The following is a 23,589-nucleotide window of genomic DNA, read 5'->3' as shown; positions in this document are numbered from 1 at the left end:
AATTAGTGTTATCATAAAAATACTCCCAGTCGTGCATTATTCATAATAAGTTTAGGCAAATAAAAGAATAGTGTCAATTAGTTATCATCATTAATTGTTAGGAAATAGTGGGAATTGTTGAGAATCGTTGAAAAAGCTTATAAAATAGTATCAGGGAAAAAGGATATATATTGTTTATAAAAACTATTACATGAAGTTTTTTAAAGGTATATCTTTTTCGTTTATATTATAATAGTATTATCTTTGCATTTAGGCCAATGCCTCTATGATATTGGAGGGTTAGGAATGATCCAAACAGAAGTAAAAGAGTTAGAAGAAGCTTTGGAAGAAGCAATTATGATTGCAAAAGACAAAAATGAACCTCAATTACTGAGTTATACAGATAAAATCAATGAAGTAAATCCTATTAGCTTTTTTAACAAAGCAAAAGATATAAATGATCGAAATCGATTTTTTTGGACAAGTTCTACAGATTCGTTTTTCTTAGTCGGAGCTGGTGAAGCTTTTGGTTTACAGTCGACGAGTGTTAATCGGTTCGAGGGAATAGAGATGCAATGGAAAAAGATGTTGGACAAAAGTTTAATCTTCAATTCATTTCAACAACCAGGAACTGGACCAATTGCATTAGGAGGCTTTTCCTTTGATCCAGAAAAAGAGAACACAGAATTATGGGAAAAATTTGGGGGCAGCCAATTTCGGGTGCCTGCTTATTTATTAACGGTTAGTAATGGAAATTATTACCTTACCATTAATGTAGTTGTTCATGCAGAGGATCATGCAAAACAATTGTATTTTGAGTTAGTAAAAAATAAAAAGTCCCTAATTAAAAAAGATAAATTATGGCCTGTTAAGTCAGTTATAAGTAAGAAAGCAGAAGTTAACCCTGATCAATGGAAAGAACTAGTGTTAAAAGCTATGAAAGAAATAAAGAAGGGGAAAGCAGATAAGATTGTCCTCGCTAGAGAAATGATTGTATCATTTGAGAAGGATGTGGACCTTTCTTCCATCTTACATGATTTAATAGAGACACAAACCAATAGCTATATTTTTGCTTTTGAAAATAGTGAAGATTGCTTTATTGGAGCTAGTCCAGAACAATTGGTTCGTGTAGAAGGAAATCAGCTCTTTTCATCATGCTTGGCAGGTACGGCACCTAGAGGTTTTACGTCGATAGAAGATAGGACAATAGGTGAGGAATTATTAACGGATGTAAAAAATCGGCAGGAACATAAATTTGTCGTGCAAATGATTAAAGAATCAGTAGTGGAATGCTGTGAAGAGGTGAGGGTGCCAAATCATCCTGTTTTGTATCCATTGAAAAATTTACAGCACTTGTATACTCCTGTACAGGCAAGGTTAAAAAATAATTATTCCATTTTTGATATCGTTCAGAGACTACACCCTACACCTGCTCTAGGAGGCTTTCCGCAAGATAAGTCGCTAGCATTTATTCGCGAAAATGAACAATTAGATAGAGGATGGTATGGTGCTCCAATCGGTTGGCTGGATGCCTATCAAAATGGAGAGTTTGCTGTAGCGATTCGTTCTGCTCTAATAAAAGGGCGTGAAGCTTCCTTATTTGCAGGGTGTGGTGTCGTTAAAGATTCAGACCCTGAAGCAGAATATCAAGAAACCAATATGAAATTTATACCAATGTTGTCTGTACTGGGGGGTTAGTATATGAGTCATTCGGAGACGTTAACAAGATATGTTGCAAATTTTGTTGATGAGTTATATAAAAGTGGTTTAACAGATGTTGTTATTTCACCCGGTTCTAGGTCTACTCCTTTAGCAATGACATTTGCAGAATACCCGTCTATTACGCACTGGGTGAATATGGATGAGCGATCTGCAGGCTTTTTTGCATTGGGAATGGCGAAACAAGAGAATAAACCAGTTGCTCTTGTTTGTACTTCTGGAACTGCAGCTGCTAATTACTATCCTGCCATTGTAGAAGCTTATTATGGAAGAGTTCCACTGCTTGTCCTAACTGCTGATCGCCCCCATGAATTGCGAGATGTTGGTGCACCACAAGCAATCGAGCAACTAAACATGTACAGGGATTATGTGAAGTGGTTTCATGAGATGTCTTTGCCGGATATGTCTCCCAGCTTACTAAACTATGTAAGAAGTAAGGCTGCACGTGCTTATTATACAGCAGGGAATGAAAATCCTGGACCAGTTCATTTAAACTTTCCATTTCGTGAACCTCTCCTGCCTGACTTTTCAGTTCCTCAATTGTGGGGGGATGATAAGAAGCAGGAGACGTTTCATCATCTGATGGATGGAGAGAGAAAGTTAACGACAGAACAACTAGATTCTCTGGCTTCTCAGTTGAGGGAATTTGACCGAGGATTAATTGTTTGTGGACCTCAGGTTGATTGTAATTTAGGAGATAGAATTGCAGCATTAGCCGAAGAGTGGAATCTACCAGTATTGGCTGATCCTTTATCACAGTTACGGGCTGGTCATCATTCAAAGGCTAACATAATCGAATGTTACGATGCGATTCTAAAAAGTAAACAAATAAGGGATCAGCTTTCCCCTGAATTTATCATTCGTTTCGGGGCAATGCCTGTCTCCAAACCATACTTATTGTTCGTAAAAGAAAAACCATCGATTGTGCATTATGTTGTTGAACCTAACTCTGGTTTTAGAGAGCCAGCGGGTATTGAAGCCCAATTTATTTTTGCAGATCCCGCGCAGTTGTGTCGCGATTTGGTCCAGAATAGAAATCATTCATACGATAAATCATGGTTACAAATATGGAAGTCTTTAAATGAACAGGCAAAGCAATTGTTGTTAGAAGAGAAAGAAAGCAATAAGTTAACAGAAGGACATGTTGTAAAATATTTAGCCGACGCTGTTCCAATTCAAAGTACCCTATATGTAGGGAATAGTATGGCTATCAGAGACGTGGACACTTTTTTTATGAATACAAACAAGCAAATGAAAGTAATCGGTAATCGAGGAGCCAATGGAATTGATGGTTTAACATCTAGTGCATTAGGAGCTGCTGCACATGGAGAACATGTTACCTTATTAATTGGCGATTTATCTTTCTACCATGACCTCAATGGATTATTAGTTGCGAAGCATTATAACCTTTCCTTAACAGTAGTGTTAGTGAATAATAACGGTGGTGGAATATTTTCGTTTTTACCACAAGCAAATGAAGATGATAAACACTTTGAAGTATTATTTGGAACTCCTTTGGATATTGATTTTAAACATATTATTGGCATGTACAAAGGTGATTACTATAAGCCTCAATCATGGGAACAATTTACAGATGTTTTAAGAGAGAGTTATAATCAATCAGGCGTAACGATTATTGAGATAGAAACAGATCGAAATGAAAATACTTCGTGGCATAAGCAGAAATGGCAAGAGGTTGAAAAGTGTTTAGTTGAATATATGCGGGGTGACTAAGTGTATATAGAAATAAGTGGTATTAGATACTGGGTTGAACAACACGGTGAAGGGCCCCCGATTGTATTGTTTCATGGATTTACTGGTAGCTCGCGGACATGGGATCGATTTATTGATAATTGGAAACAGTCGTTTAGACTGATAACGGTTGATATGCCTGGGCATGGGAAAACAGAAACGAATATTCCAATGGGGATGGAAGTATTTTGTGAACATATCAATCTTTTATTAGATAAACTTTCGATTAAACAAGCAGCGTTCCTTGGTTATTCAATGGGAGGAAGAGCTACCTTATCATTTGCAATGTTGTATCCGGAAGCAGTCAAGGCACTTGTTCTTGAAAGTGCTTCTCCTGGTCTTTTAGATGAAAGTGAACGAATGTTAAGGAGAGACAAGGATGAACGTTTAGCTGAAAAAATAGAAGAAGAGGGGATAACTTCTTTTGTTGATTACTGGGAAAACATCCCGCTATTTGAGAGTCAGTCGGTACTAAGTAATGAAGAAAAACAAAAGATAAGGTGTGAGCGGTTAAGTCAGGATCCAAAGGGGCTTGCAGCCTCTCTCCGTGGTATGGGCACAGGAAAGCAACCTTCCTGGTGGGGAGAGCTATCAAGTTTATCATTCGATGTCCTATTGATTGCAGGGGAGTTAGATGAGAAATTTGTTTCGATTGCCCAAAAGATGAAACGTGAGCTTACACAAGCCCAATTAGAAATAATACCAAATGCTGGTCATGCTGTTCATGTGGAACAACCAGAAACTTTTGGTACAATAGTAAGTGATTTTCTACATAAAGGATTGGAGGCTATATAAATGACAGTAGAATGGGTAAACGAAAGAGAATACGAAGATATTTTGTATCAAACATACAATGGTATTGCAAAAATAACGATTAATCGTCCAGAAGTTCGAAATGCATTTCGACCGCAAACGGTAAATGAATTAATCGATGCTTTTGCTTATGCGAGAGACGATTCATCTATCGGAGTTATTGTATTAGCTGGTGCTGGAGACAAAGCTTTTTGTTCCGGTGGAGATCAAAAGGTTCGAGGGCATGGTGGTTATGTAGGTGATGATCATATTCCACGTTTAAATGTACTTGATTTACAACGATTGATTCGTGTTATTCCTAAACCGGTAATCGCTATGGTGTCCGGTTATGCAATCGGTGGTGGTCACGTATTACATGTGGTATGTGATTTAACGATTGCTGCAGACAATGCTATATTCGGACAAACTGGTCCAAAAGTTGGAAGCTTTGATGCAGGATATGGTGCTGGTTTATTAGCACGTATGGTTGGTCAGAAAAAGGCGAGAGAAATCTGGTTCCTATGCCGCCAGTACAATGCACAGGAAGCATTGGATATGGGATTGGTAAATACCGTTGTTCCATTAGAAAAACTAGAGGAAGAGACGGTTCAATGGTGTGAAGAAATACTAGAAAAATCACCGACTGCTTTACGCTTCTTGAAAGCATCTCTGAATGCTGATACAGATGGACTTGCTGGTCTTCAGCAAATGGGCGGAGACGCTACATTATTGTATTATACGACAGACGAAGCAAAAGAAGGGCGAGACGCGTTTAAGGAGAAACGTAATCCAGACTTTAAACAATTCCCTCGCTTCCCTTAATACTTAGCGTTTTAAGTTAAACAACTGAACCTATGGTTTCAAAATGTTAGGAATACAGACAAAACCGGGCTCAGGGTGCCCGGTTTTCTATTGATGAATGGAATGAAAGGTGAATTACCATGACGGTAGAAACAATGCCACACTGGCTGGATAAACGTGCAGATTTAACACCACATGAAATTGCTATTGAGGATTCGGTAGGACCATTAACTTTTGAGCAATTACAAAGATATTCAAAAATGATGGCCAAAAAATTAGCAAATGTAGGAGTGTTAGAAGGTGATCATGTAGCCATCTTTTCTAACAACTCAGCTGACTATCCTTGCGCACTGTATGCACTTTCTTATTTAGGTGCAGTTGCAGTCCTTATAAATACACGATTATCACCAAAAGAAATTGCTTATCAGCTTAACGATGCTGAAGTTTCCTTATTGTTCACATCATCGGAAATGCATGACGTTAGTAAACGGGTGATAGCGAAAGCTGATAAAGATATTGAGTTACGGGCCATTGAGGCACTTATCATAGAAAAAGAAAAACAGGTTCCTTTAAAAGAAGAAATAAACCTGAATGATTTGTTTACGATTGTCTATACCTCTGGTACTACAGGATCTCCAAAAGGTGTGATGCATACATATGGGAATCATTGGTGGAGTGCAGTTTCTTCGGCATTAAATTTAGGATTAAATGAGAAGGATAAATGGTTAGCTGCTCTTCCGCTTTTTCATGTTGGTGGTTTGTCTATCTTAATGAAAAGTGTTATTTATGGGATGCCTGTCTATTTATTAGATAAGTTCGATGTTGAACAAGTGCATGATGCAATAATGAATAAACAGGTTACAAGTGCCTCAGTGGTTGCGGTTATGTTAGAGCGGTTAATGGAAAGACTGGATGGTTCCCATTATCCTGAAACGTTTCGTTGTATGTTATTGGGAGGCGGGCCAGCACCAAAACCACTTTTGGAAAAGGCCAAAGCAGCCCGAATTCCTGTATATCAGACGTACGGAATGACGGAAACCTCTTCGCAAATCGTTACATTAAGTCCACAGTATGCGTTAACAAAATTAGGTTCTGCAGGGAAAGCTTTATTTCCAGCTCAGCTTAAAATTGTCAATGAAGGCGGCTCGGAACAGCCTGCAATGTGTGCAGGGGAAATTTTAGTTAAAGGCCCAATGGTTACTGGTGGTTATTATCAAAATAGTGAGGCAAACAAACAGGCTTTTCAACAAGACTGGCTGGCAACAGGTGATATAGGATATCTTGATGAGGAAGGGTTTCTTTACGTATTAGATAGGAGAAAAGATTTAATAATTTCTGGCGGTGAAAATGTGTATCCTGCTGAGGTTGAGAGTGTTCTTTTAGAAATGGATGGTATTAAAGAAGTAGGAGTTGTTGGTAAAGAAGATGATGCATGGGGGCAAGTTCCAGTTGCTTTTGTAGTGAAGAGTGAAGAAGCTGTAACCGACGATCAAATAATAAACCATTGTCATCTACATTTAGCAAAGTTTAAAGTTCCTAAAGCGGTTTACTTTGTCGACAGCCTACCACGTAATGCATCCAATAAACTCTTAAGAACCAAGCTAGTTGATCGGTTGAAAAACTTTTAAAATAAGGCTAATTAATTCGCATTCCCATAAGCTATCATGGGTAGTAAAAGATAAATGCGACATAACAATCGCTTCGGCAGAATACTTCGCTTTCCGCGGGCACGGCCTCAGCCTCCTCAGAAGCAAAGAACGCTTCTTGCGGGGTCTTCGGACACGTGCTGTTCCCGCAGGAGTCTACGTATTCTGCCTACGCTAAAAAGATTCTCCGATTAATCATGTGAGTATGTACTGGAATTCACATTATGTGGAAATCTTCTCCTCGCTTTTCACGAAAGACAAGGAAAGCATCGACATTATTACATCGCACATAAGAAATTGGTTTATCTTTTCGATTAGTCTACATGTGCTTCTATCGCTTGATCGTGGAAATTTCATAAAACAATTAATTTTAGTTAAAAGAAATGGTATGAAAGCTTCGTTACAGCAGTTGGACAGTTTCTCACTTATAAAAAAATAAATCCAAGCTGTGGAAAAATGCGAGACTCCTGTGGGAAAAGCAACAGGTGAAGACCCCGCAGGAAGCGGTTTTCTTCCGAGGAGGCTGAGGCGTTGCCCACGGAAAGCGAGTGTTTTTCCACAGCGTCGGCTATGCACTCTTTTTATTCGTTAGATTAATGGTAAATCACCTTTTGTTGCGCATTATGTTCAATTGTGTAGTAAAAAACAACAAAGAATACACGAAAAGAGCGAACAATAAAAATTTCGCCTACGTCCATGTTGTTTTTATTAGACGTAGTCGAAATTTTTTAACCTAATATGGAGAGAGTTGATTTAATATCTATCTGGAGGTAGTCTATGCCTTATGACCACCGATTTTCTTACTGCGCTCTAATGTCACGCCATTATCTGTAAAGCTAGTTGCTCGTAATAGTGCTGTAGGTCCATAGCGTTCTCGAATCTGATCCATGATATAGCCGATATCCTTCTTTTTTGTTTGATTTTCAAATAAATCTAGTTGCGTTTCCCCATCATCAAATAGATGATCAAGTGTGACAAAGACGCGTCGAATACTACTACGTCCATCATAAAACTCATTAAATAGTTGAACACAAATATGATAAACGTCCATTGTTACGTTAGTTGGTAAAGGGATAGAACGAGATCTGCTGAAGCCACCTCCAGTCTCCTGGGAATAACCAATTCCAAGATGAATTGTTCTACCAGCTTTTCTAGCTGTTCTAGCCCGACGACAAACTTCTTCGACCAAATCCAATATACATGCAAACACTTCGTCACGCTGGTAATCGCGCAATAATGTAATACCATGACCGAAGCCTTTTTGCTCTTGTTTTTGAAAATTACCAATTACAGGGCTAAGGTCTATTCCCCATGCATGCCAGTAAAGTTGCTCTCCCATGACACCAAATCGTTTTTTTAATTGTTCTAATGGGTGATTGGCTAGTTGACCTAACGTAACAACTCCCATTCGATTAAGATTACGCATCATTCGTTTGCCAATTCCCCAAATCTCTTCAACAGGAATTGGCCACAATTTTTCTGCCACATCTTCATACGTACATTCGGAAATACCTTCTTTTTTTGCGTATAAATCCATGACAACCTTAGCTAGAAACTTATTATCACCAATTCCAATGGAGCAGGTTAACCCCATTGTGTCGTATAATTCTTGTTTAATAAGGCGGGCAACATTCCAGCGGTTTCCGTATAGTTTTTCTAATCCATTAACGGTTACCCATAACTCGTCTACTGAATATTGATGAATGGCTTCTTTAGGTACATACTGGTTGATTAATTTGGTTATTTCTACAGATACTCGCAAATAATCTCCCATCTTCGCCTCGACAACATAAATGGCAGGATCGTTAGGTAAATCAAAATAACGACTTACATTTTTGACACCATGTCGTCTTTTTAATTCAGGGGAAGCAGCCAGGATTATACTACCGGATCGTTTTTTATCCCCAACTACAGCTAGCATCGCTTGCATGGGATCTAAGCCGTTCTTCAGGCACTCAACGCTAGCATAGAAGGATCGCATATCAATACAGAGTACATCATTTCTGGGAAAATCACTATAATTAATCATATCCGATCATCTCCAACTGAAAAGAACATATGTTCCCTTTTTGAATAGTATAACCTGAATTTTATTAATCTAAAAGTGTAAATACATTCCAATATTGTAAGGAAACTTATTGAGAAAGATTATAGAGAGATTGCAGGATGGAAGCATTAACAGCCAGAGATTTCACGATAATCCAGCTTGTATAGCCCAAATTACACCAATTTTTTAATAGTTGAAGTTAAACAGTCCATTTAAATGTATCCGCTTTCAAATTATGGCTGGTTCCTTTTAATTTTCCTTCAATACTATTACTAAGATAGTTACTTAGCATTTTGTTTAGTTCTTCTTTTGGATAAGATTCAACAATTTCAATAATATCTTGATAATCCATCTGTTCCAAAATAGAGCGAACAAATAATTCAAGTGATTCAGACTCATTATCGTCAAAATGTCTTAAATATAATTGTAGCAATTCATCAGAAGTAAGTCTCATCGTTTCACCCTTTCTGTTTAAAATTTTAAAAAGGCCCTCCATCTTAGTTAGTCACCTATCAATTTCAAATGTGTTTATTGGAGGTTGTTCAACAGTAAACACTGCATCCGACCAATGAAATGGAAAGCTTCGTTGAATTCACATTCTCCCCCTTTTTTAAACACACACTATTACTTATTTAATGTCATTTCTTTAAAATTGGTTCCTTTGTATCATACCTTATGCAGAAATAACAAAAAGTTGTTCATAAATCTTTTGAATTGGAGAAAATTAAAGGGTAGGAGGGTGGATTATGGAAAAGAAAAAATATTTTTTGGATCTTGGTAGCCAAGAGATTTCACAGGTAGAGGTTGGAGATAACAACGATTTCACGATATATGCAACCGATGAAGAAGTGTTCCAATTAAGACAAACATTAACGGAAATGCATGATTCTGATATTCGCGCTTTTTGGAGAGCTCATGTGCCGATTATGTCTTATCACAATGATGATTCAAATGATGATTATGATGACCGACTTGTTAAAGCATTTCAAATGGTTTATGACTTAGGAGACGATGAAACGAAAGCACATATTGAAAGTATGGGGATATTAGACTTGGATTAATGAAATTTGCCTAGCTGTTATTGTAGCTGGGCATTTTTTTGCACCAGGAAAGGAAAAATTTTAGCATCGAAGATTATCGGCATAAAGAAAATTTTATAATACTACATAAAAAACAAAAATTGAAACGTTCTAACCTATTTATACGTCTATATAAATAAAAGGTTTTGCTATTTGTTGAGAATAATGTTTAAAAGTACCAGATAAAGGAATAAATATTATAAGAGGAGGTGGACAAGTATGAAAAAACATCCGATTTATGTAAGAACAATTTGTGCAGTTGCAATTATTTTATTTTTAATATTACCAATACAGGAAAATCATAATGATCATGTCTTTGCTGACGGGAAACGGTTTAATGATAATCATACATTTTCACAGGCCCGTGTTACTACGCTAAATAAACAAGATTATCCGAAAAGGAACGTTAATACCGCAAACAGAAAAGAAGTAAAGCTAACGCATGCTGATGTAGTGGCGATAACCGAAAAGTTCCTCCAGCTACTTGTGCAGGAAACTGATGAAAATTATAAAGTAATCAATCACGATTCAAAAGCATCCCTTTTAAAAGAATTTAGATCTGTATGTGAAATTTCGGTTGCTAAAAAATACGTAGATTATTATTTTGAAGAGCGTAATGAAAGTCTGTATATTGTACCTACAGAAACACCTCCATGGTTTGAAAAAAATCAAGATTATGAGATGATAGATAAAGGTCATGTGTATGAAATAACACAAACGAATGAAAGTGCACTATATGGTTCATATAAAATTGAGTTTGAATTCACCTATGATAAAAAGTGGAAAATTACAAACATAACTCATTTAACATAACGACAGTTGGATAAAAACTATTTTCAGAAATAAAGGTAGCTGAATAAAATGATAACGTTTCAGGATTATTACAATAATGAAGTAAGGCTATCATTTGAACATCAACCATTTGAAAAAAAACCGAAGCACGTTTGGGTTATCTGCAGGTATCGAGATTATTGGCTATTAACAAAACATCGAGATAGAGGATTGGAATTTCCAGGTGGAAAAGTGGAGGATGGGGAAACACCTGAAGAAGCTGCTATTCGTGAAGTAAAGGAAGAAACTGGCGGAAATGTCAGTAAATTAAAATATATAGGACAATACTTTGTTGCGGGTAAAGGTGGAAATATCGCTAAAAATGTATATTTTGCAATAGTAGATACACTAAACGATCAGTCATCTTATTTTGAGACAGATGGACCGGTTTTAATACATGAACTTCCAGATAACATGGGTACTAATCCTAGCTTTAGTTTCATGATGAAGGATAAAGTGTTGCCTAAAAGTATAGATCGATTATACAAATTAAATTTTCTCACGGTGAATAACCGTCCGTAATCCCCACTAAGTGAGGTTCACTTTATAAAAGAGGGAAGGTCAGACGATAAGTTAAGTTGTCTGGCCTTATTTTTTATTCGATTTCTGTTAATAAGGAACAACATATCATAACCCCAAGTTCATTGGTTAGAATGATTGACATTACAAGTCTGTTTCGATACGATAAAGTGCGAACGGAATAAGTAAGGATTATTTTAACAATTTTGTCAAAAGGTATGTTCAAAAGATTAAATTGTGTCAGGTGAGGTTCCTTGTCATAAGGTGCTATCCATCTATCCATTATTTTTTAAATATCCTTTTATGGGAATAATCTAAGCAAGCTCATAAATGAAGCTATATTAGTAAACACTTAATATATATTAGAGGTTGTTCAAAAAGTCGCCAAATGATAAACATCGGCTTTTTGAACACGCACTATTAGTATTCAAAAGGAATCGAGTAGCTATATGCACTTATTGACTTTTTGAACATCTTCTATAAGTGGAATCACCTTTAAATAGTTTCTTAATATCATACTTGAGAATGAATTCCGTATAAAGATACATGAAGGAGGATTTAGCAGAATGGCTGCAAATCGTCGATTATTTACGTCAGAATCAGTCACAGAAGGTCATCCGGATAAAATTTGTGACCAGATTTCTGATGCCATTCTAGACGAAATATTAAAAAGTGATCCTAATGCACGAGTAGCATGTGAAACAACGGTCACTACAGGTTTAGTATTGGTAGCAGGAGAAATAACAACATCAACCTACGTTGACATACCAAGCATTGTCCGAAAAACGATAAAGGATATAGGATATACACGGGCAAAGTATGGATTTGACGCAGAAACATGTGCTGTTTTGACAGCAATTGATGAACAGTCCCCCGATATTGCTGGTGGTGTGAATGAAGCACTAGAATCACGCGAAGGAACGATGACAGACAATGAAATAGAAGCAATTGGTGCTGGTGATCAAGGATTAATGTTTGGATATGCCAATAATGAAACCCCAGAGTTAATGCCATTACCAATTTCACTTGCCCATAAGATTTCTAAACGATTATCTGATGTAAGAAAGAACAATACATTGGATTATTTGCGTCCGGATGGGAAGACACAAGTTACGGTTGAGTACGATGAAAACAATAAGCCTATTCGAATTGATACGATTGTCATTTCAACACAGCATCATCCAGAGGTTGAATTGAAAACGATTCAAGCTGATATAAAGGAACATGTTATTAATCCAATGGTTCCAGAACATTTACTTGACGACCAAACAAAATACTTTATAAATCCAACGGGTCGATTTGTAATTGGAGGTCCACAAGGTGATGCTGGTTTAACCGGACGTAAAATTATTGTTGATACGTATGGCGGCTATGCCAGACACGGTGGCGGTGCTTTCAGTGGAAAAGATGCGACGAAAGTAGACCGCTCTGCAGCTTATGCGGCTCGTTACGTTGCAAAGAACATTGTTGCGGCAGGATTAGCTGAGTCGTGTGAAGTGCAATTAGCTTATGCAATTGGTGTAGCTGAGCCAGTATCCATTTCAATCGATACGTTTGGAAGTGGTACAGCAAGTGAAGAAGAGTTGGTGTCAGCAGTTCGGTCGATATTTGATTTAAGGCCTGCAGGAATTATTAAAATGCTTGATTTAAGAAAACCAATTTATAAAAATACTGCAGCCTATGGACACTTCGGAAGGACAGATGTGGAATTTCCTTGGGAGAACACAGATAAAGTTGATCAATTACAGGGATATGTAAGTAAATAGAAGGTTAAGTAAGGATCAAGTTAATGCTTGATCCTTTTTATTGGCATAGGAAATTATAGGGTGGATGGCTTATGGATAAATGGTGTAGGTAGCGCTTTTGTTCTACGTTTAGTGTAGGTACAATGAATTTTTCACTATAAGGATTTAGCGAGAAAAATTATTTGATTTTATGAAACATAGATATTTTTGAAACGACTAATAAATATAAATGATAAGAATATGTTTCATGCTAATATTTTTGTGATATACTCAAAAATATGTAAGTGTGACATATTTTGTACTAATTCGACATACGATTGTACACCTTTTGGTAAAGAAAGTGAGGCTGAAAAAATGTGTGGGTTTATCGGAATGATTAGAAATCATGCACAACCAACAGATATGGACTTTCAAAATCAGTTTCAGCAACGAAACAATTATATTGCCCACAGAGGTCCAGATGATGAAGGCTATTATCATGATAACTATATTTCTTTTGGTTTTAGAAGACTAAGTATAATTGATATAGAAAGTGGACACCAACCATTTAGTTACGATGATGATCAATTATGGATGGTCTTTAACGGTGAAGTATATAACTATGTTGAATTAAGAAATCAATTAATCCAACAAGGATATACGTTCACTACCGAGTCTGATACGGAAGTAATTGTAGCTATGTTTAAAGCATATAAAACGGATGCATTTAAGCAATTAAGAGGGATGTTTGCAGTCCTTATCTGGGATAAACAAGAACAAACCTTATATGGTGTTCGTGATCCGTTTGGAATAAAGCCATTATTTTACCGTGAGACACCAGAAGGTACTTATTTTTCATCGGAAAAGAAAAGCTTAACATTGCTTGATGATAAAGAGGAAGTAAATGTAGGAGCTTTACAGCACTATTTAAGCTTCCAATATGCACCAGAACCATTAACCTTAACGCAAGATATTTATAAGGTTGAAGCCGGTCATTTTTTTGTAAAAAAACCTGGAGAAGTGATTGAATTCGAACGGTACTGGCATGCTGAATTTAATCCTGTTCTAATGGCAAAGCAGTCATGGATAAAACGAATTCAAGATGCTATGTATGATTCTGTAAATCTTCATATGAGAAGTGACGTCCCAGTTGGATCATTCCTATCAGGGGGAATAGATTCATCTTTAATTGTTGCGATTGCTAGAGAATTTAACCCGAATTTAAAGACGTTTTCAGTAGGATTTGAACGAGAGGGTTATTCCGAAGTAGATGTTGCAAAAGAAACTGCCGAAAAACTACAGGTGGAAAACATCTCTTATATGATTACACCCGAAGAATATGTAGAAAAGCTGCCAAAAATTATGTGGCACATGGATGATCCACTAGCGGATCCTGCTTGTGTTCCTCTGTATTTTGTTGCTAGAGAAGCTAGCAAACATGTAACTGTTGTTTTATCCGGAGAAGGCTCCGATGAACTGTTTGGCGGGTATAATATTTATCGCGAACCAGAATCACTTAAGCTTTTTCAATCCATACCGACACCTGCCAAAGAGCTGCTCTCTCGCATTGCTACTGTGCTGCCTGAAGGTGTTAAGGGGAAAAGTTTTATTGAAAGGGGTACAACTCCTTTAAAAGATCGGTATATTGGAAATGCGAAAATGTTTACCGATGAAGAAAAAATGCATTTTCTCAAGACGTATAATTCGAACACTAATTATCAACAAGTAACGAACAAACTATATGAAAATATTCATAAAGATCCACTTGTCAATCAAATGCAGTATGTCGATATTCACACTTGGTTACGTGGAGATATTTTGTTAAAGGCTGATAAAATGACAATGGCCCATTCATTAGAGTTACGCGTTCCATTTTTGGATAAAGATGTATTTCAGGTTGCTAGTGAAATACCTGTTCGTTTTAAAATAGCGAATGGTACAACAAAAAGTATTTTAAGAGAAGCAGCCAGAGGTATTGTACCTGATCATGTGCTTGATCGTAAGAAACTGGGCTTCCCTGTTCCGATTCGTTTTTGGCTAAAGAATGAGCTGTACGATTGGGCAAAGACGTTAATTAAAGAGAGCGAAACGGATCATTTATTTTATAAAAACTATATTCTGAAATTGTTAGAAGACCACTGCCTTGGTAAAGGTGATTATAGCAGAAAGATTTGGACGGTATTAATGTTCATGCTATGGCATCAGGTTTATGTGGAAAGAAAGTTCTCATTTGATACATTCAAAGAAGAGGATAAAACGAAAAGCAAGCTTACGGTGTAACAACCGTAATAGCTTGCTTTCCCATTTGCACCCAAGCTTCTTTGAAGCCTTTAATGGGTGCTTTTCTTATATCGGCACGTATTGGATCGTTGAAGTAAATATATTCTTCATCATAACCAGTAACTAAGACGGAATGTTCTTTTCTCGTAATACGAATGGGTCCATCCTCGGTTTGCCAAGTTTCGAACTGATCATTTGACAATTGTTTATAAGTTGAATTAGTAATAATCCAAACAGGACGATTTTGGTTTAGATGTTGGAGAATTTCATAAAAGGACCCCCCACTAAAATCTTTAATATCGTCACCTAAATACTCTCTCGCTAATTTAGCAATTGGTTCATGATAAACCCCTAATCCAGGGGTTGAGAAAGAATACATGTCACCAACAAATCCTTTTGCTGGGTTTCCAAAATAAATGCCCTCTTCTGTTTTTTTGAAAGGAGTTTTGTCTTTGGTTACTTTATCAGCTAACTCCATTTTGGTTACATCAACATTAAAATATTGTAAGAGCATAGCAAGACTCGTTACTTCACATCCTCTGGGTAATTCAGGATGTTGACCGATCACAGGGGCATTTAATCTTACTGAGTTTCTGAATTGAATTTGTTCAACCAATGGCAAGACAGGTTCTAGTTTAGGTTGTAGTTTAGGTTTTGGGTGTTCGATAGCGTGTGCAAAGGACTCCGTTTGCTCTATATTTAATCCACTGTTAAATGCTGCCTTGTAGCTTGAAATAATAAAAACAAGCACCACAATACTAGTGATTCCAAAAAGTATCGTATGAGTTCTCAAGGCGGACGCTAAAATAGGTCTTGTTGTCTTTCTTTTAAAAGATATAAGTACAAACGTCATAAGAATTGAAAACAAGAACAAAAAAATTAACATTCGACATACACTCCTTATAAATAGAGTGCCTCAACTTGGGTTAGTAGAACGATGTAACTTTCTTCCATAACAATTTAAGAGGATTCAATTGGAATAATCCACGCACGATTAGCGATCTTCAAGCTTTTTGTAATATTGCCCTTTTTCTACATAGGATTGCTTTATTCGTTCCATTTCCTTTATATCTTTATCGGTTAATTCACGGACAACTTTAGCAGGTCTCCCAAAAGCTAATGTTTTTGGTGGAATCTTTTTACCGGGTGGTATTAAACTTCCAGCACCTATAAAAGCCTGTTCCCCAACTTCTGCGCCATCTAAAAGAATAGAACCCATCCCAATCAGAGCTTTCTTACGGACAATACAGGAATGTAAGGTTACTTGGTGACCAACCGTAACCTCATCTTCAATGATAAGCGGATAGTTTGGACTTTGATGTAATAAGGATAAGTCTTGAATATTTACTTTTTTTCCTATATGTACAGGAGCTACATCTCCTCTGATAACCGTTTTGAACCAAACACTTGATAATTCGTCAATGATTACATCACCTGTTATAATTGCATCGCTGGCAATATAAGCGGTTTGATGGATGTTTGGTGTTGATCCTTTGTATTCATAAATCACACGAAGAACCTCCTTATATTTGTTTCATTCCTTAAGTGGTTGTTCAATGGAAGATGGATGTATGGAATGATGATATAATTATAATACCATAGAAGATATGATATTTATAAAGCGAAGCAAAAGTTGAAGAAATGAGGGGAAGATTTTGTATAAAAATGTTCCAAAGTCAGCACCGATATTGATGAATTATGTATATCGCAACGTTTTTCCAGAAGTTGACCGAGAACTAAATCATTGGAAAAGAAAAGCGGAGCAAATTCCTAATGAAGAACTAAGACAACAGGCATTGGCAAGTATTCGTACGAAAAAATTTCATTGCCAAGGTGGTGGTGTCTATAGTGTTTTAGCGAAGCAAAAAAGAAAAGAGGCCGTTCGCTTTATTGTTGCTTATCAAACCATTAGTGATTATTTAGATAATTTATGTGATCGTAGTACATCATTAGACCCAGATGATTTTCGAATGCTTCATCAATCGATGGAAGATGCACTTTCGCCGGATAATTCTATAAAAAATTATTATGAATATCGAAGCGAACAAAATGATGGGGAATATTTAGCGGATTTAGTTAGAACGTGTCAAAGGGTCCTTCGCAACGAAAAAAGTTATCCTGAAATGAGACCGTATCTTTTGCAACTAGAGCGTTTATATAGTGACTTACAGGTACATAAACATGTAAAAGAGGAAGAGCGCATACCTCGATTAGAAAAATGGTTTTCGTCGTATCAAGAACGTTGGCCTAAATTAAGCTGGTATGAGTTTTCCGCTTCGAGTGGCTCTACGCTAGGAATATTCTGTATCGTTTCTTATGCGTTGGGTCAACAAATGGATCGCAAGCTAGCAAAAAATATTTTCAACAGTTATTTTCCTTATGTACAGGGATTACATATTTTACTCGATTATTATATTGATCAACTGGAGGATGAAGAAGAAGGGGATTTAAACTTTTGTCATTATTATCGTAATAAAGAAAACTTACAAGAGCGATTGGTTTATTTTATTGAACAGGCAAATAACCATGTTCAAGGTCTTCCGGATAAATCCTTTCATGAAATGATTCATCATGGACTAATAGGTCTTTATTTAGCAGATCCAAAGGTAAATCAATTGGAAAATGGTAAAGAAGTAACGAAGTTGATGATAAAGACTAGTGGCTTACGGTCATTCTTTTTTCATTTAAATGTAAAGGTCTATAACAAATGGAAACGGACTTAACTCAAGTCCGTTTTTACGTATGTAATGGTTAGGCTTTTTCAATTGCTAATACAAATGGTGGATTGTTTCTCTGATTAATAAAACCATATTGCAAAACTTGGTACTTTTTCTGATCAAAGTTCCTAAGATGTTGTAAGAGCTTTTCTTTTTCTATATCTCCACCTGTATGGCCGTGATAGACGACAAGAACAATCAAACCATCAGGCTTTATGTATTTCATTATTGTATCAATCGCTTTTATAGTCTTGTTAGGTGTTGTTATTATTTTTTTATCACTACCTGGTAAGTAACCAAGATTAAAGATAGCACCACCTACTTGTTCTTTGTGTTCTTCGTCCAGGTAGTTATCTATACATTGATGTCCATCATGAATAAGTTCAACATTATTGATATTCTGTGCAATTAACAAGTTTCTCGTGTTTGTAATCGCTTGTTGTTGAATGTCAAAAGCTAGAACTTTTCCGTGATTACCGACTAATTTACTCAAAAATAGTGTATCTTTTCCATTACCACAAGTGCCATCTATTACAATTTCGCCAGGTTTTATCGAATTTTCCAATAGCTCATGGGCATATGGGATTATTTTTTTAAACATAGAAAATTCCCTTTCTTATTTTTCATTTAGTTTAGCACGAATTTCTTTATTTTTAAAAAAAGCTACTTGCATGATAGTGCGTTAAAATTAGATGTTGATTTTTAACTCATGCTGGCAAATGGAGTTTGTTAAAAAAACAAGTGAAACATCTACCATGTATCATAAAGTCAATGTTAGCGAACGTTATAAATGAGGTGATGAAAGTGGCTACTAGAGAATCAGTATACGCTTTAATTGAAAAAGCAAACCAAGCACTTTCCTATGCAGAAGAGCAATTAAAGGTTACAAACAGAAATGGATTTGAAATAGATGCTTCGTATTCTGAGGCACAGCTACAGCTTTCCGAGGTAGAACAAGAAATACAGAAGCTAATGGCTAGCGCTAACCACCAGCAACGGGAGCAACTTCATCGACTTCATTTAAGAGTTAATCAGTATTTAAATGATATGGTGTTAGATCATATTCAAATGAATGATTTTGAATCCTGAGGAAAGATACGAAACCTTGCCTTTATTATCTTAAGGCAAGGTTTTTTACGGGTAAAAGTAAAAGCATAACAAAGGTTTCGCTATTTAGGGCTAAAGGGACAAGAATTTCTAATGAGCAAATAATCAGTGGGAAGATTTAAATGAAATACATAATAGCAAATTGTATGAAATGGCAAACCTTGACAAAGTGTAACGCATTCTTTAAAATACGATTACAATAACTATTGAACGACGATGATAAGGATTAGTAATGAAGCAAGCAGGCTTAAGAGAGATAGCGGCTGGTGCGAGTTATCCCTGCGCTTTGTGAACTCACCTTTGATGTTGCAGAAGTGAAACAAGTAGTTTCTGCCGTTTTCCGCGTTAAGGAATGAAAGCGGGCGCTTTTTTGCGCTAAAGTTGGGTGGTACCGCGGGATCCAAGTCTCTCGTCCCATATAGGGATTTAGAGACTTTTTTTAATTAATAAGAACATGTGTTTTATATGAGGAGGCGCAGTCATGTCATTTAATCATAATAAAATAGAAGAAAAATGGCGTAATTATTGGTTGAACAATAAAACATTTAAATCAAATTCACAAACGAATAAGGAAAAATTTTATGTGCTTGATATGTTTCCTTACCCTTCAGGTGCGGGCTTGCACGTTGGACACCCAGAAGGATATACGGCAACTGATATTATTTCAAGAATGAAACGAATGCAAGGATATGAAGTACTTCATCCAATGGGTTGGGATGCTTTTGGTTTACCTGCTGAGCAGTATGCATTAGATACAGGAAATGACCCAGAAGAGTTTACAAAACAAAATGTGAATACATTTCGCCGTCAAATTCAAGAACTGGGTTTTTCCTATGATTGGGACCGTGAAATAAATACAACAGATCCAAGCTATTACAAATGGACGCAGTGGATATTTTTGAAGCTTTACGAAAAAGGTTTGGCGTACATTGATGAAGTTCCTGTTAATTGGTGTCCAGCACTTGGAACAGTACTTGCAAATGAAGAAGTAATTGATGGGAAGAGTGAGCGAGGCGGTCACCCAGTTGTCAGAAAACCAATGAAACAATGGATGTTAAAAATTACGGCTTACGCAGATCGCTTGTTAGACGATTTAGAAGAGTTAGATTGGCCAGAAAGTATTAAAGATATGCAACGAAACTGGATTGGGCGATCTGAAGGAGCGGAAGTTCAGTTTGAAATTGCTGACCATGAAGAAACGTTTACCGTATTTACAACAAGACCAGATACTTTGTTTGGAGCAACTTACGCAGTATTAGCTCCAGAGCATCCATTAGTGGAAAAAGTAACGACACCTGAACAAAAGGAACAAGTAAACCAGTATATAGAGAAGGTCACTGCAAAATCTGATTTAGAACGAACAGATCTTGCAAAAGAAAAAACAGGCGTATTTACTGGTGCTCATGCAATCAATCCTATTAATGGAGAAAAGCTCCCTATATGGGTAGCAGACTATGTATTAATGACTTATGGTTCTGGTGCAATTATGGCAGTACCTGCTCACGACGAGCGTGACTATGAATTCGCGAAAAAATTTGATCTTAAGATTGTTCCGGTTGTTGAGGGTGGAGATGTTGAAAAGGAAGCTTATACCGGAGATGGAAAACATATTAATTCTGATTTTCTTAATGGTTTAAATAAAGAAGATGGAATACGTAGAGCGATTGACTGGTTAGAAGAAAACGGCAAAGGTGAGAAAAAAGTAACGTACCGTTTAAGAGACTGGTTATTCAGTCGTCAACGATATTGGGGCGAGCCAATTCCAATTATTCATTGGGAAGATGGTTCGATGTCAGCTGTCTCAGAGGATGAGTTACCATTAGAGTTACCGAAGACAACAGAAATCAAACCTTCCGGAACTGGTGAATCTCCATTAGCCAATATTGATGATTGGGTAAATGTAGTAGATCCTGAAACAGGGATGAATGGGCGAAGAGAAACGAATACCATGCCGCAATGGGCCGGAAGCTGCTGGTATTTCCTAAGATTTATTGATCCTGATAATGATCAAAAACTTGCTGATCCAGAATATTTAAAAAAGTGGCTTCCGATTGATGTATATATTGGTGGTGCAGAGCACGCAGTTCTTCATTTGCTATATGCTCGCTTCTGGCATAAGTTTTTGTATGATATCGGTGTAGTCCCTACAAAAGAACCATTTCAAAAGTTATTTAACCAAGGAATGATTCTTGGTGAAAATAATGAAAAAATGAGTAAGTCCAAAGGAAATGTAGTAAATCCTGATGATATAGTAGAGAGTCATGGCGCCGACACACTACGTTTATATGAAATGTTTATGGGACCTCTTGATGCATCGGTTGCATGGTCAACTAATGGATTGGATGGTGCACGTAGATTTCTTGATAGGGTATGGCGCTTATTTATTACTGATGACAATCAATTATCTCATAAGGTGGTTGACAGTGTTACAGAGGATTCGTTAGAGAAAAGTTATCATGAAACAATTAAAAAAGTGACTGAAAACTTTGAAGACTTGCGTTTTAATACTGGAATATCGCAAATGATGGTATTTATAAACGAAGCTTATAAGGCAGAGCAAATTTCGAAGGATTATGCAGAAGGCTTTGTGAAAATTCTATCGCCGGTGGCACCTCACCTTGCTGAGGAATTATGGGAAAAGCTTGGGCATGATGAATCAATCGCTTATGAGGCATGGCCTGCTTATGACGAAGCAAAACTTGTAGAAAATGAAGTGGAAATTGTTATTCAGGTAATGGGAAAAGTTAGAGCTAAAATGATGGTAGATAAAAATGCTTCCAAAGAAGAATTAGAACAGCAAGCGTTAGAGAATGCATCTATTAAGGAGCGTTTAGAAGGAAAAACGGTTAGAAAGGTAATTGCTGTTCCCGGTAAACTAGTTAACATTGTTGCAAACTAAAACAGAAAGAAACCCTTTCTGTGAGAAAGTAGTTCCGACACTATAGAGAAAATCGAAAACATTGAAAATTACAATATAAATAAAAACGCATGGATCATAATGAAATCTATGCGTTTTTAATTTACTCATTATTTAGGAGTAGGTAGAATTTACCTATTAAATAAGTGGTTACAATGTTGACTTTTGTTACAAACCCATGTAGTATTAATATTGCTGTCGCGCTTAGTCAGTGTTTAACAAAAGACACAGGAATAAAATTGACATGAGTCGGCAACAATGCTAATATATAGTTACTGTCTCTAATAAAACGACAAAAACCATTGACTTCCACGAAGTTAAATGGCAAGATAATTTATGTTGTCGTGAGATGGCACGAACGAAATAAAAACATCAAAATAGTTGTTGACTTCCGCGAATAAACTTGTTATACTATAAAAGTTGTCGCGTTAAAGAACAACAAGCATTTGATCTTTGAAAACTGAACAAAACAACCAGTATGTTAAATAGAAAGCGTAGGCGACTGGTCAATGGCGTACGGATAGATAAGCTTGCGTAAAGTCTTCTGAACTTTGAAGACTTGAAGCGAGATTAACTATACGCCAGCCATTAGGAGCCGAAGCTGGATTAAGAAAGAAATGCTAATCAAGTTATTGAGTAAGCAAACTCAACTTTATCGGAGAGTTTGATCTTGGCTCAGGACGAACGCTGGCGGCGTGCCTAATACATGCAAGTCGAGCGCGGGAAGCAAGCAATCGCCCTTCGGGGCGAGCGCTTGTGGAACGAGCGGCGGACGGGTGAGTAACACGTGGGCAACCTGCCTGTAAGACTGGGATAACTCCGGGAAACCGGGGCTAATACCGGATAACACTTTCTCCTGCATGGGGAAAAGTTGAAAGATGGCTTCTGCTATCACTTACAGATGGGCCCGCGGCGCATTAGCTAGTTGGTAGGGTAAAGGCCTACCAAGGCAACGATGCGTAGCCGACCTGAGAGGGTGATCGGCCACACTGGGACTGAGACACGGCCCAGACTCCTACGGGAGGCAGCAGTAGGGAATCTTCCGCAATGGACGAAAGTCTGACGGAGCAACGCCGCGTGAACGATGAAGGCCTTCGGGTCGTAAAGTTCTGTTGTTAGGGAAGAACAAGTACCGTTCGAATAGGTCGGTACCTTGACGGTACCTAACGAGGAAGCCCCGGCTAACTACGTGCCAGCAGCCGCGGTAATACGTAGGGGGCAAGCGTTGTCCGGAATTATTGGGCGTAAAGCGCGCGCAGGCGGTTCCTTAAGTCTGATGTGAAAGCCCACGGCTTAACCGTGGAGGGTCATTGGAAACTGGGGAGCTTGAGTACAGAAGAGGAGAGTGGAATTCCACGTGTAGCGGTGAAATGCGTAGATATGTGGAGGAACACCAGTGGCGAAGGCGACTCTCTGGTCTGTAACTGACGCTGAGGCGCGAAAGCGTGGGGAGCGAACAGGATTAGATACCCTGGTAGTCCACGCCGTAAACGATGAGTGCTAGGTGTTAGGGGGTTTCCGCCCCTTAGTGCTGAAGTTAACGCATTAAGCACTCCGCCTGGGGAGTACGGCCGCAAGGCTGAAACTCAAAAGAATTGACGGGGGCCCGCACAAGCGGTGGAGCATGTGGTTTAATTCGAAGCAACGCGAAGAACCTTACCAGGTCTTGACATCCTCTG

Annotated in this window: 18 protein-coding genes, 1 rRNA gene and 1 other annotated feature; of the genes, 14 read left to right on the top strand and 5 right to left on the bottom strand. The window is 37.5% G+C overall.

The features are described 5' to 3' along the window. The first annotated feature begins 285 nt into the window (after nt 1–285). The 5 genes from JOC48_RS06765 to JOC48_RS06745 all read left to right on the top strand — a co-directional run bounded on the left by JOC48_RS06765 (nt 286) and on the right by JOC48_RS06745 (nt 6,671). Nucleotides 286–1,677, top strand: a complete 1,392-nt coding sequence (locus JOC48_RS06765; protein WP_204498322.1) for an isochorismate synthase — start codon at nt 286–288, stop codon at nt 1,675–1,677. A gap of 3 nt (nt 1,678–1,680) precedes the next feature. Beyond that, nucleotides 1,681–3,432, top strand: a complete 1,752-nt coding sequence (menD, locus tag JOC48_RS06760; protein ID WP_204498321.1) for a 2-succinyl-5-enolpyruvyl-6-hydroxy-3-cyclohexene-1-carboxylic-acid synthase — start codon at nt 1,681–1,683, stop codon at nt 3,430–3,432. Next, complete coding sequence (gene menH, locus JOC48_RS06755; protein WP_204498320.1) at nt 3,433–4,245, top strand: 2-succinyl-6-hydroxy-2,4-cyclohexadiene-1-carboxylate synthase; 813 nt, start codon at nt 3,433–3,435, stop codon at nt 4,243–4,245. Further along, complete coding sequence (menB, locus tag JOC48_RS06750) at nt 4,246–5,064, top strand: 1,4-dihydroxy-2-naphthoyl-CoA synthase (RefSeq protein WP_204498319.1); 819 nt, start codon at nt 4,246–4,248, stop codon at nt 5,062–5,064. Between the two features lie 119 nt (nt 5,065–5,183). Next, nucleotides 5,184–6,671, top strand: a complete 1,488-nt coding sequence (locus JOC48_RS06745; protein WP_204498318.1) for an o-succinylbenzoate--CoA ligase — start codon at nt 5,184–5,186, stop codon at nt 6,669–6,671. Nucleotides 6,672–7,464: 793 nt separating this feature from the next. On the opposite strand, the gene JOC48_RS06740 is transcribed toward JOC48_RS06745, so the two are convergent. Both JOC48_RS06740 and JOC48_RS06735 read right to left on the bottom strand, forming a co-directional pair. Then, a complete protein-coding gene (locus JOC48_RS06740) occupies nt 7,465–8,715 on the bottom strand; it encodes a Y-family DNA polymerase (RefSeq protein ID WP_204498468.1) in 1,251 nt (416 codons plus the stop codon). 220 nt (nt 8,716–8,935) lie between these two features. After that, nucleotides 8,936–9,232, bottom strand: coding sequence for a DUF6154 family protein (locus tag JOC48_RS06735; RefSeq protein WP_204498317.1), 297 nt, complete (start codon nt 9,230–9,232; stop codon nt 8,936–8,938). Nucleotides 9,233–9,482: 250 nt separating this feature from the next. On the opposite strand from JOC48_RS06735, the gene JOC48_RS06730 reads away from it, so the two are divergent. From JOC48_RS06730 to asnB, 5 genes are all read left to right on the top strand, one after another. Next, nucleotides 9,483–9,797 carry a hydrolase gene (locus JOC48_RS06730; protein WP_204498316.1) on the top strand — a complete coding sequence of 105 codons (315 nt, stop codon included), beginning with the start codon at nt 9,483–9,485 and terminating at the stop codon, nt 9,795–9,797. A gap of 237 nt (nt 9,798–10,034) precedes the next feature. Beyond that, nucleotides 10,035–10,628 (top strand): hypothetical protein, encoded by a 594-nt coding sequence (locus JOC48_RS06725; RefSeq protein WP_204498315.1) that lies wholly within the window; start codon nt 10,035–10,037, stop codon nt 10,626–10,628. 48 nt (nt 10,629–10,676) lie between these two features. Then, nucleotides 10,677–11,168, top strand: a complete 492-nt coding sequence (gene ytkD / locus JOC48_RS06720; protein WP_204498314.1) for an RNA deprotection pyrophosphohydrolase — start codon at nt 10,677–10,679, stop codon at nt 11,166–11,168. A gap of 563 nt (nt 11,169–11,731) precedes the next feature. Continuing rightward, nucleotides 11,732–12,931: a methionine adenosyltransferase gene (gene metK, locus JOC48_RS06715; protein WP_204498313.1), complete on the top strand. Its 1,200-nt coding sequence runs from the start codon at nt 11,732–11,734 to the stop codon at nt 12,929–12,931. 333 nt (nt 12,932–13,264) lie between these two features. Next, a complete protein-coding gene (gene asnB, locus JOC48_RS06710) occupies nt 13,265–15,169 on the top strand; it encodes an asparagine synthase (glutamine-hydrolyzing) (protein ID WP_204498312.1) in 1,905 nt (634 codons plus the stop codon). Here the strand turns inward: asnB and JOC48_RS06705 are convergent. Both JOC48_RS06705 and JOC48_RS06700 read right to left on the bottom strand, forming a co-directional pair. Continuing rightward, nucleotides 15,159–16,055: a C39 family peptidase gene (locus tag JOC48_RS06705; protein ID WP_239584236.1), complete on the bottom strand. Its 897-nt coding sequence runs from the start codon at nt 16,053–16,055 to the stop codon at nt 15,159–15,161. The genes asnB and JOC48_RS06705 overlap by 11 nt on opposite strands. Nucleotides 16,056–16,163: 108 nt before the next feature. After that, entirely contained in the window at nt 16,164–16,679 is a 516-nt protein-coding gene (locus JOC48_RS06700) for a gamma carbonic anhydrase (RefSeq protein ID WP_204498311.1), read from the bottom strand. A gap of 145 nt (nt 16,680–16,824) precedes the next feature. On the opposite strand from JOC48_RS06700, the gene JOC48_RS06695 reads away from it, so the two are divergent. Next, nucleotides 16,825–17,892, top strand: coding sequence for a tetraprenyl-beta-curcumene synthase family protein (locus JOC48_RS06695; protein WP_275580720.1), 1,068 nt, complete (start codon nt 16,825–16,827; stop codon nt 17,890–17,892). Nucleotides 17,893–17,920: 28 nt separating this feature from the next. On the opposite strand, the gene mnmM is transcribed toward JOC48_RS06695, so the two are convergent. Continuing rightward, the gene (gene mnmM, locus JOC48_RS06690; protein WP_204498310.1) at nt 17,921–18,487 is read right to left on the bottom strand and encodes a tRNA 5-(aminomethyl)-2-thiouridylate-methyltransferase MnmM; all 567 of its coding nucleotides are present in this window, start codon (nt 18,485–18,487) and stop codon (nt 17,921–17,923) included. A gap of 170 nt (nt 18,488–18,657) precedes the next feature. On the opposite strand from mnmM, the gene JOC48_RS06685 reads away from it, so the two are divergent. From JOC48_RS06685 to JOC48_RS06675, 3 genes are all read left to right on the top strand, one after another. Beyond that, nucleotides 18,658–18,975 (top strand): DUF2524 family protein, encoded by a 318-nt coding sequence (locus JOC48_RS06685; protein ID WP_204498309.1) that lies wholly within the window; start codon nt 18,658–18,660, stop codon nt 18,973–18,975. A gap of 225 nt (nt 18,976–19,200) precedes the next feature. Then, nucleotides 19,201–19,413: a binding site (T-box leader), on the top strand. 61 nt (nt 19,414–19,474) lie between these two features. Continuing rightward, a complete protein-coding gene (gene leuS / locus JOC48_RS06680) occupies nt 19,475–21,892 on the top strand; it encodes a leucine--tRNA ligase (protein WP_204498308.1) in 2,418 nt (805 codons plus the stop codon). Nucleotides 21,893–22,562: 670 nt separating this feature from the next. After that, nucleotides 22,563–23,589 (top strand): 16S ribosomal RNA (locus JOC48_RS06675); the annotation flags it as partial.

The organism is Aquibacillus albus (assembly GCF_016908325.1).
Taxonomy (GTDB): Bacteria; Bacillota; Bacilli; order Bacillales; family Amphibacillaceae; genus Aquibacillus_A; species Aquibacillus_A albus.
The sequence above is the reverse complement of the archived record's forward strand: the minus strand, read 5'-3'. Positions and strand labels throughout refer to the sequence as shown.

Excerpts from the sequence above, each read along its gene's own strand:
- JOC48_RS06765 (WP_204498322.1), top strand. The coding sequence starts at position 286 with ATGATCCAAACAGAAGTAAAAGAGTTAGAAGAAGCTTTGGAAGAAGCA.
- menD (WP_204498321.1), top strand. The coding sequence starts at position 1,681 with ATGAGTCATTCGGAGACGTTAACAAGATATGTTGCAAATTTTGTTGAT.
- menB (WP_204498319.1), top strand. The coding sequence starts at position 4,246 with ATGACAGTAGAATGGGTAAACGAAAGAGAATACGAAGATATTTTGTAT.
- JOC48_RS06745 (WP_204498318.1), top strand. The coding sequence starts at position 5,184 with ATGACGGTAGAAACAATGCCACACTGGCTGGATAAACGTGCAGATTTA.
- JOC48_RS06735 (WP_204498317.1), bottom strand. The coding sequence starts at position 9,232 with ATGGAGGGCCTTTTTAAAATTTTAAACAGAAAGGGTGAAACGATGAGA.
- JOC48_RS06730 (WP_204498316.1), top strand. The coding sequence starts at position 9,483 with ATGGAAAAGAAAAAATATTTTTTGGATCTTGGTAGCCAAGAGATTTCA.
- JOC48_RS06725 (WP_204498315.1), top strand. The coding sequence starts at position 10,035 with ATGAAAAAACATCCGATTTATGTAAGAACAATTTGTGCAGTTGCAATT.
- ytkD (WP_204498314.1), top strand. The coding sequence starts at position 10,677 with ATGATAACGTTTCAGGATTATTACAATAATGAAGTAAGGCTATCATTT.
- metK (WP_204498313.1), top strand. The coding sequence starts at position 11,732 with ATGGCTGCAAATCGTCGATTATTTACGTCAGAATCAGTCACAGAAGGT.
- asnB (WP_204498312.1), top strand. The coding sequence starts at position 13,265 with ATGTGTGGGTTTATCGGAATGATTAGAAATCATGCACAACCAACAGAT.
- JOC48_RS06705 (WP_239584236.1), bottom strand. The coding sequence starts at position 16,055 with ATGTTAATTTTTTTGTTCTTGTTTTCAATTCTTATGACGTTTGTACTT.
- mnmM (WP_204498310.1), bottom strand. The coding sequence starts at position 18,487 with ATGTTTAAAAAAATAATCCCATATGCCCATGAGCTATTGGAAAATTCG.
- JOC48_RS06685 (WP_204498309.1), top strand. The coding sequence starts at position 18,658 with ATGTTAGCGAACGTTATAAATGAGGTGATGAAAGTGGCTACTAGAGAA.
- leuS (WP_204498308.1), top strand. The coding sequence starts at position 19,475 with ATGTCATTTAATCATAATAAAATAGAAGAAAAATGGCGTAATTATTGG.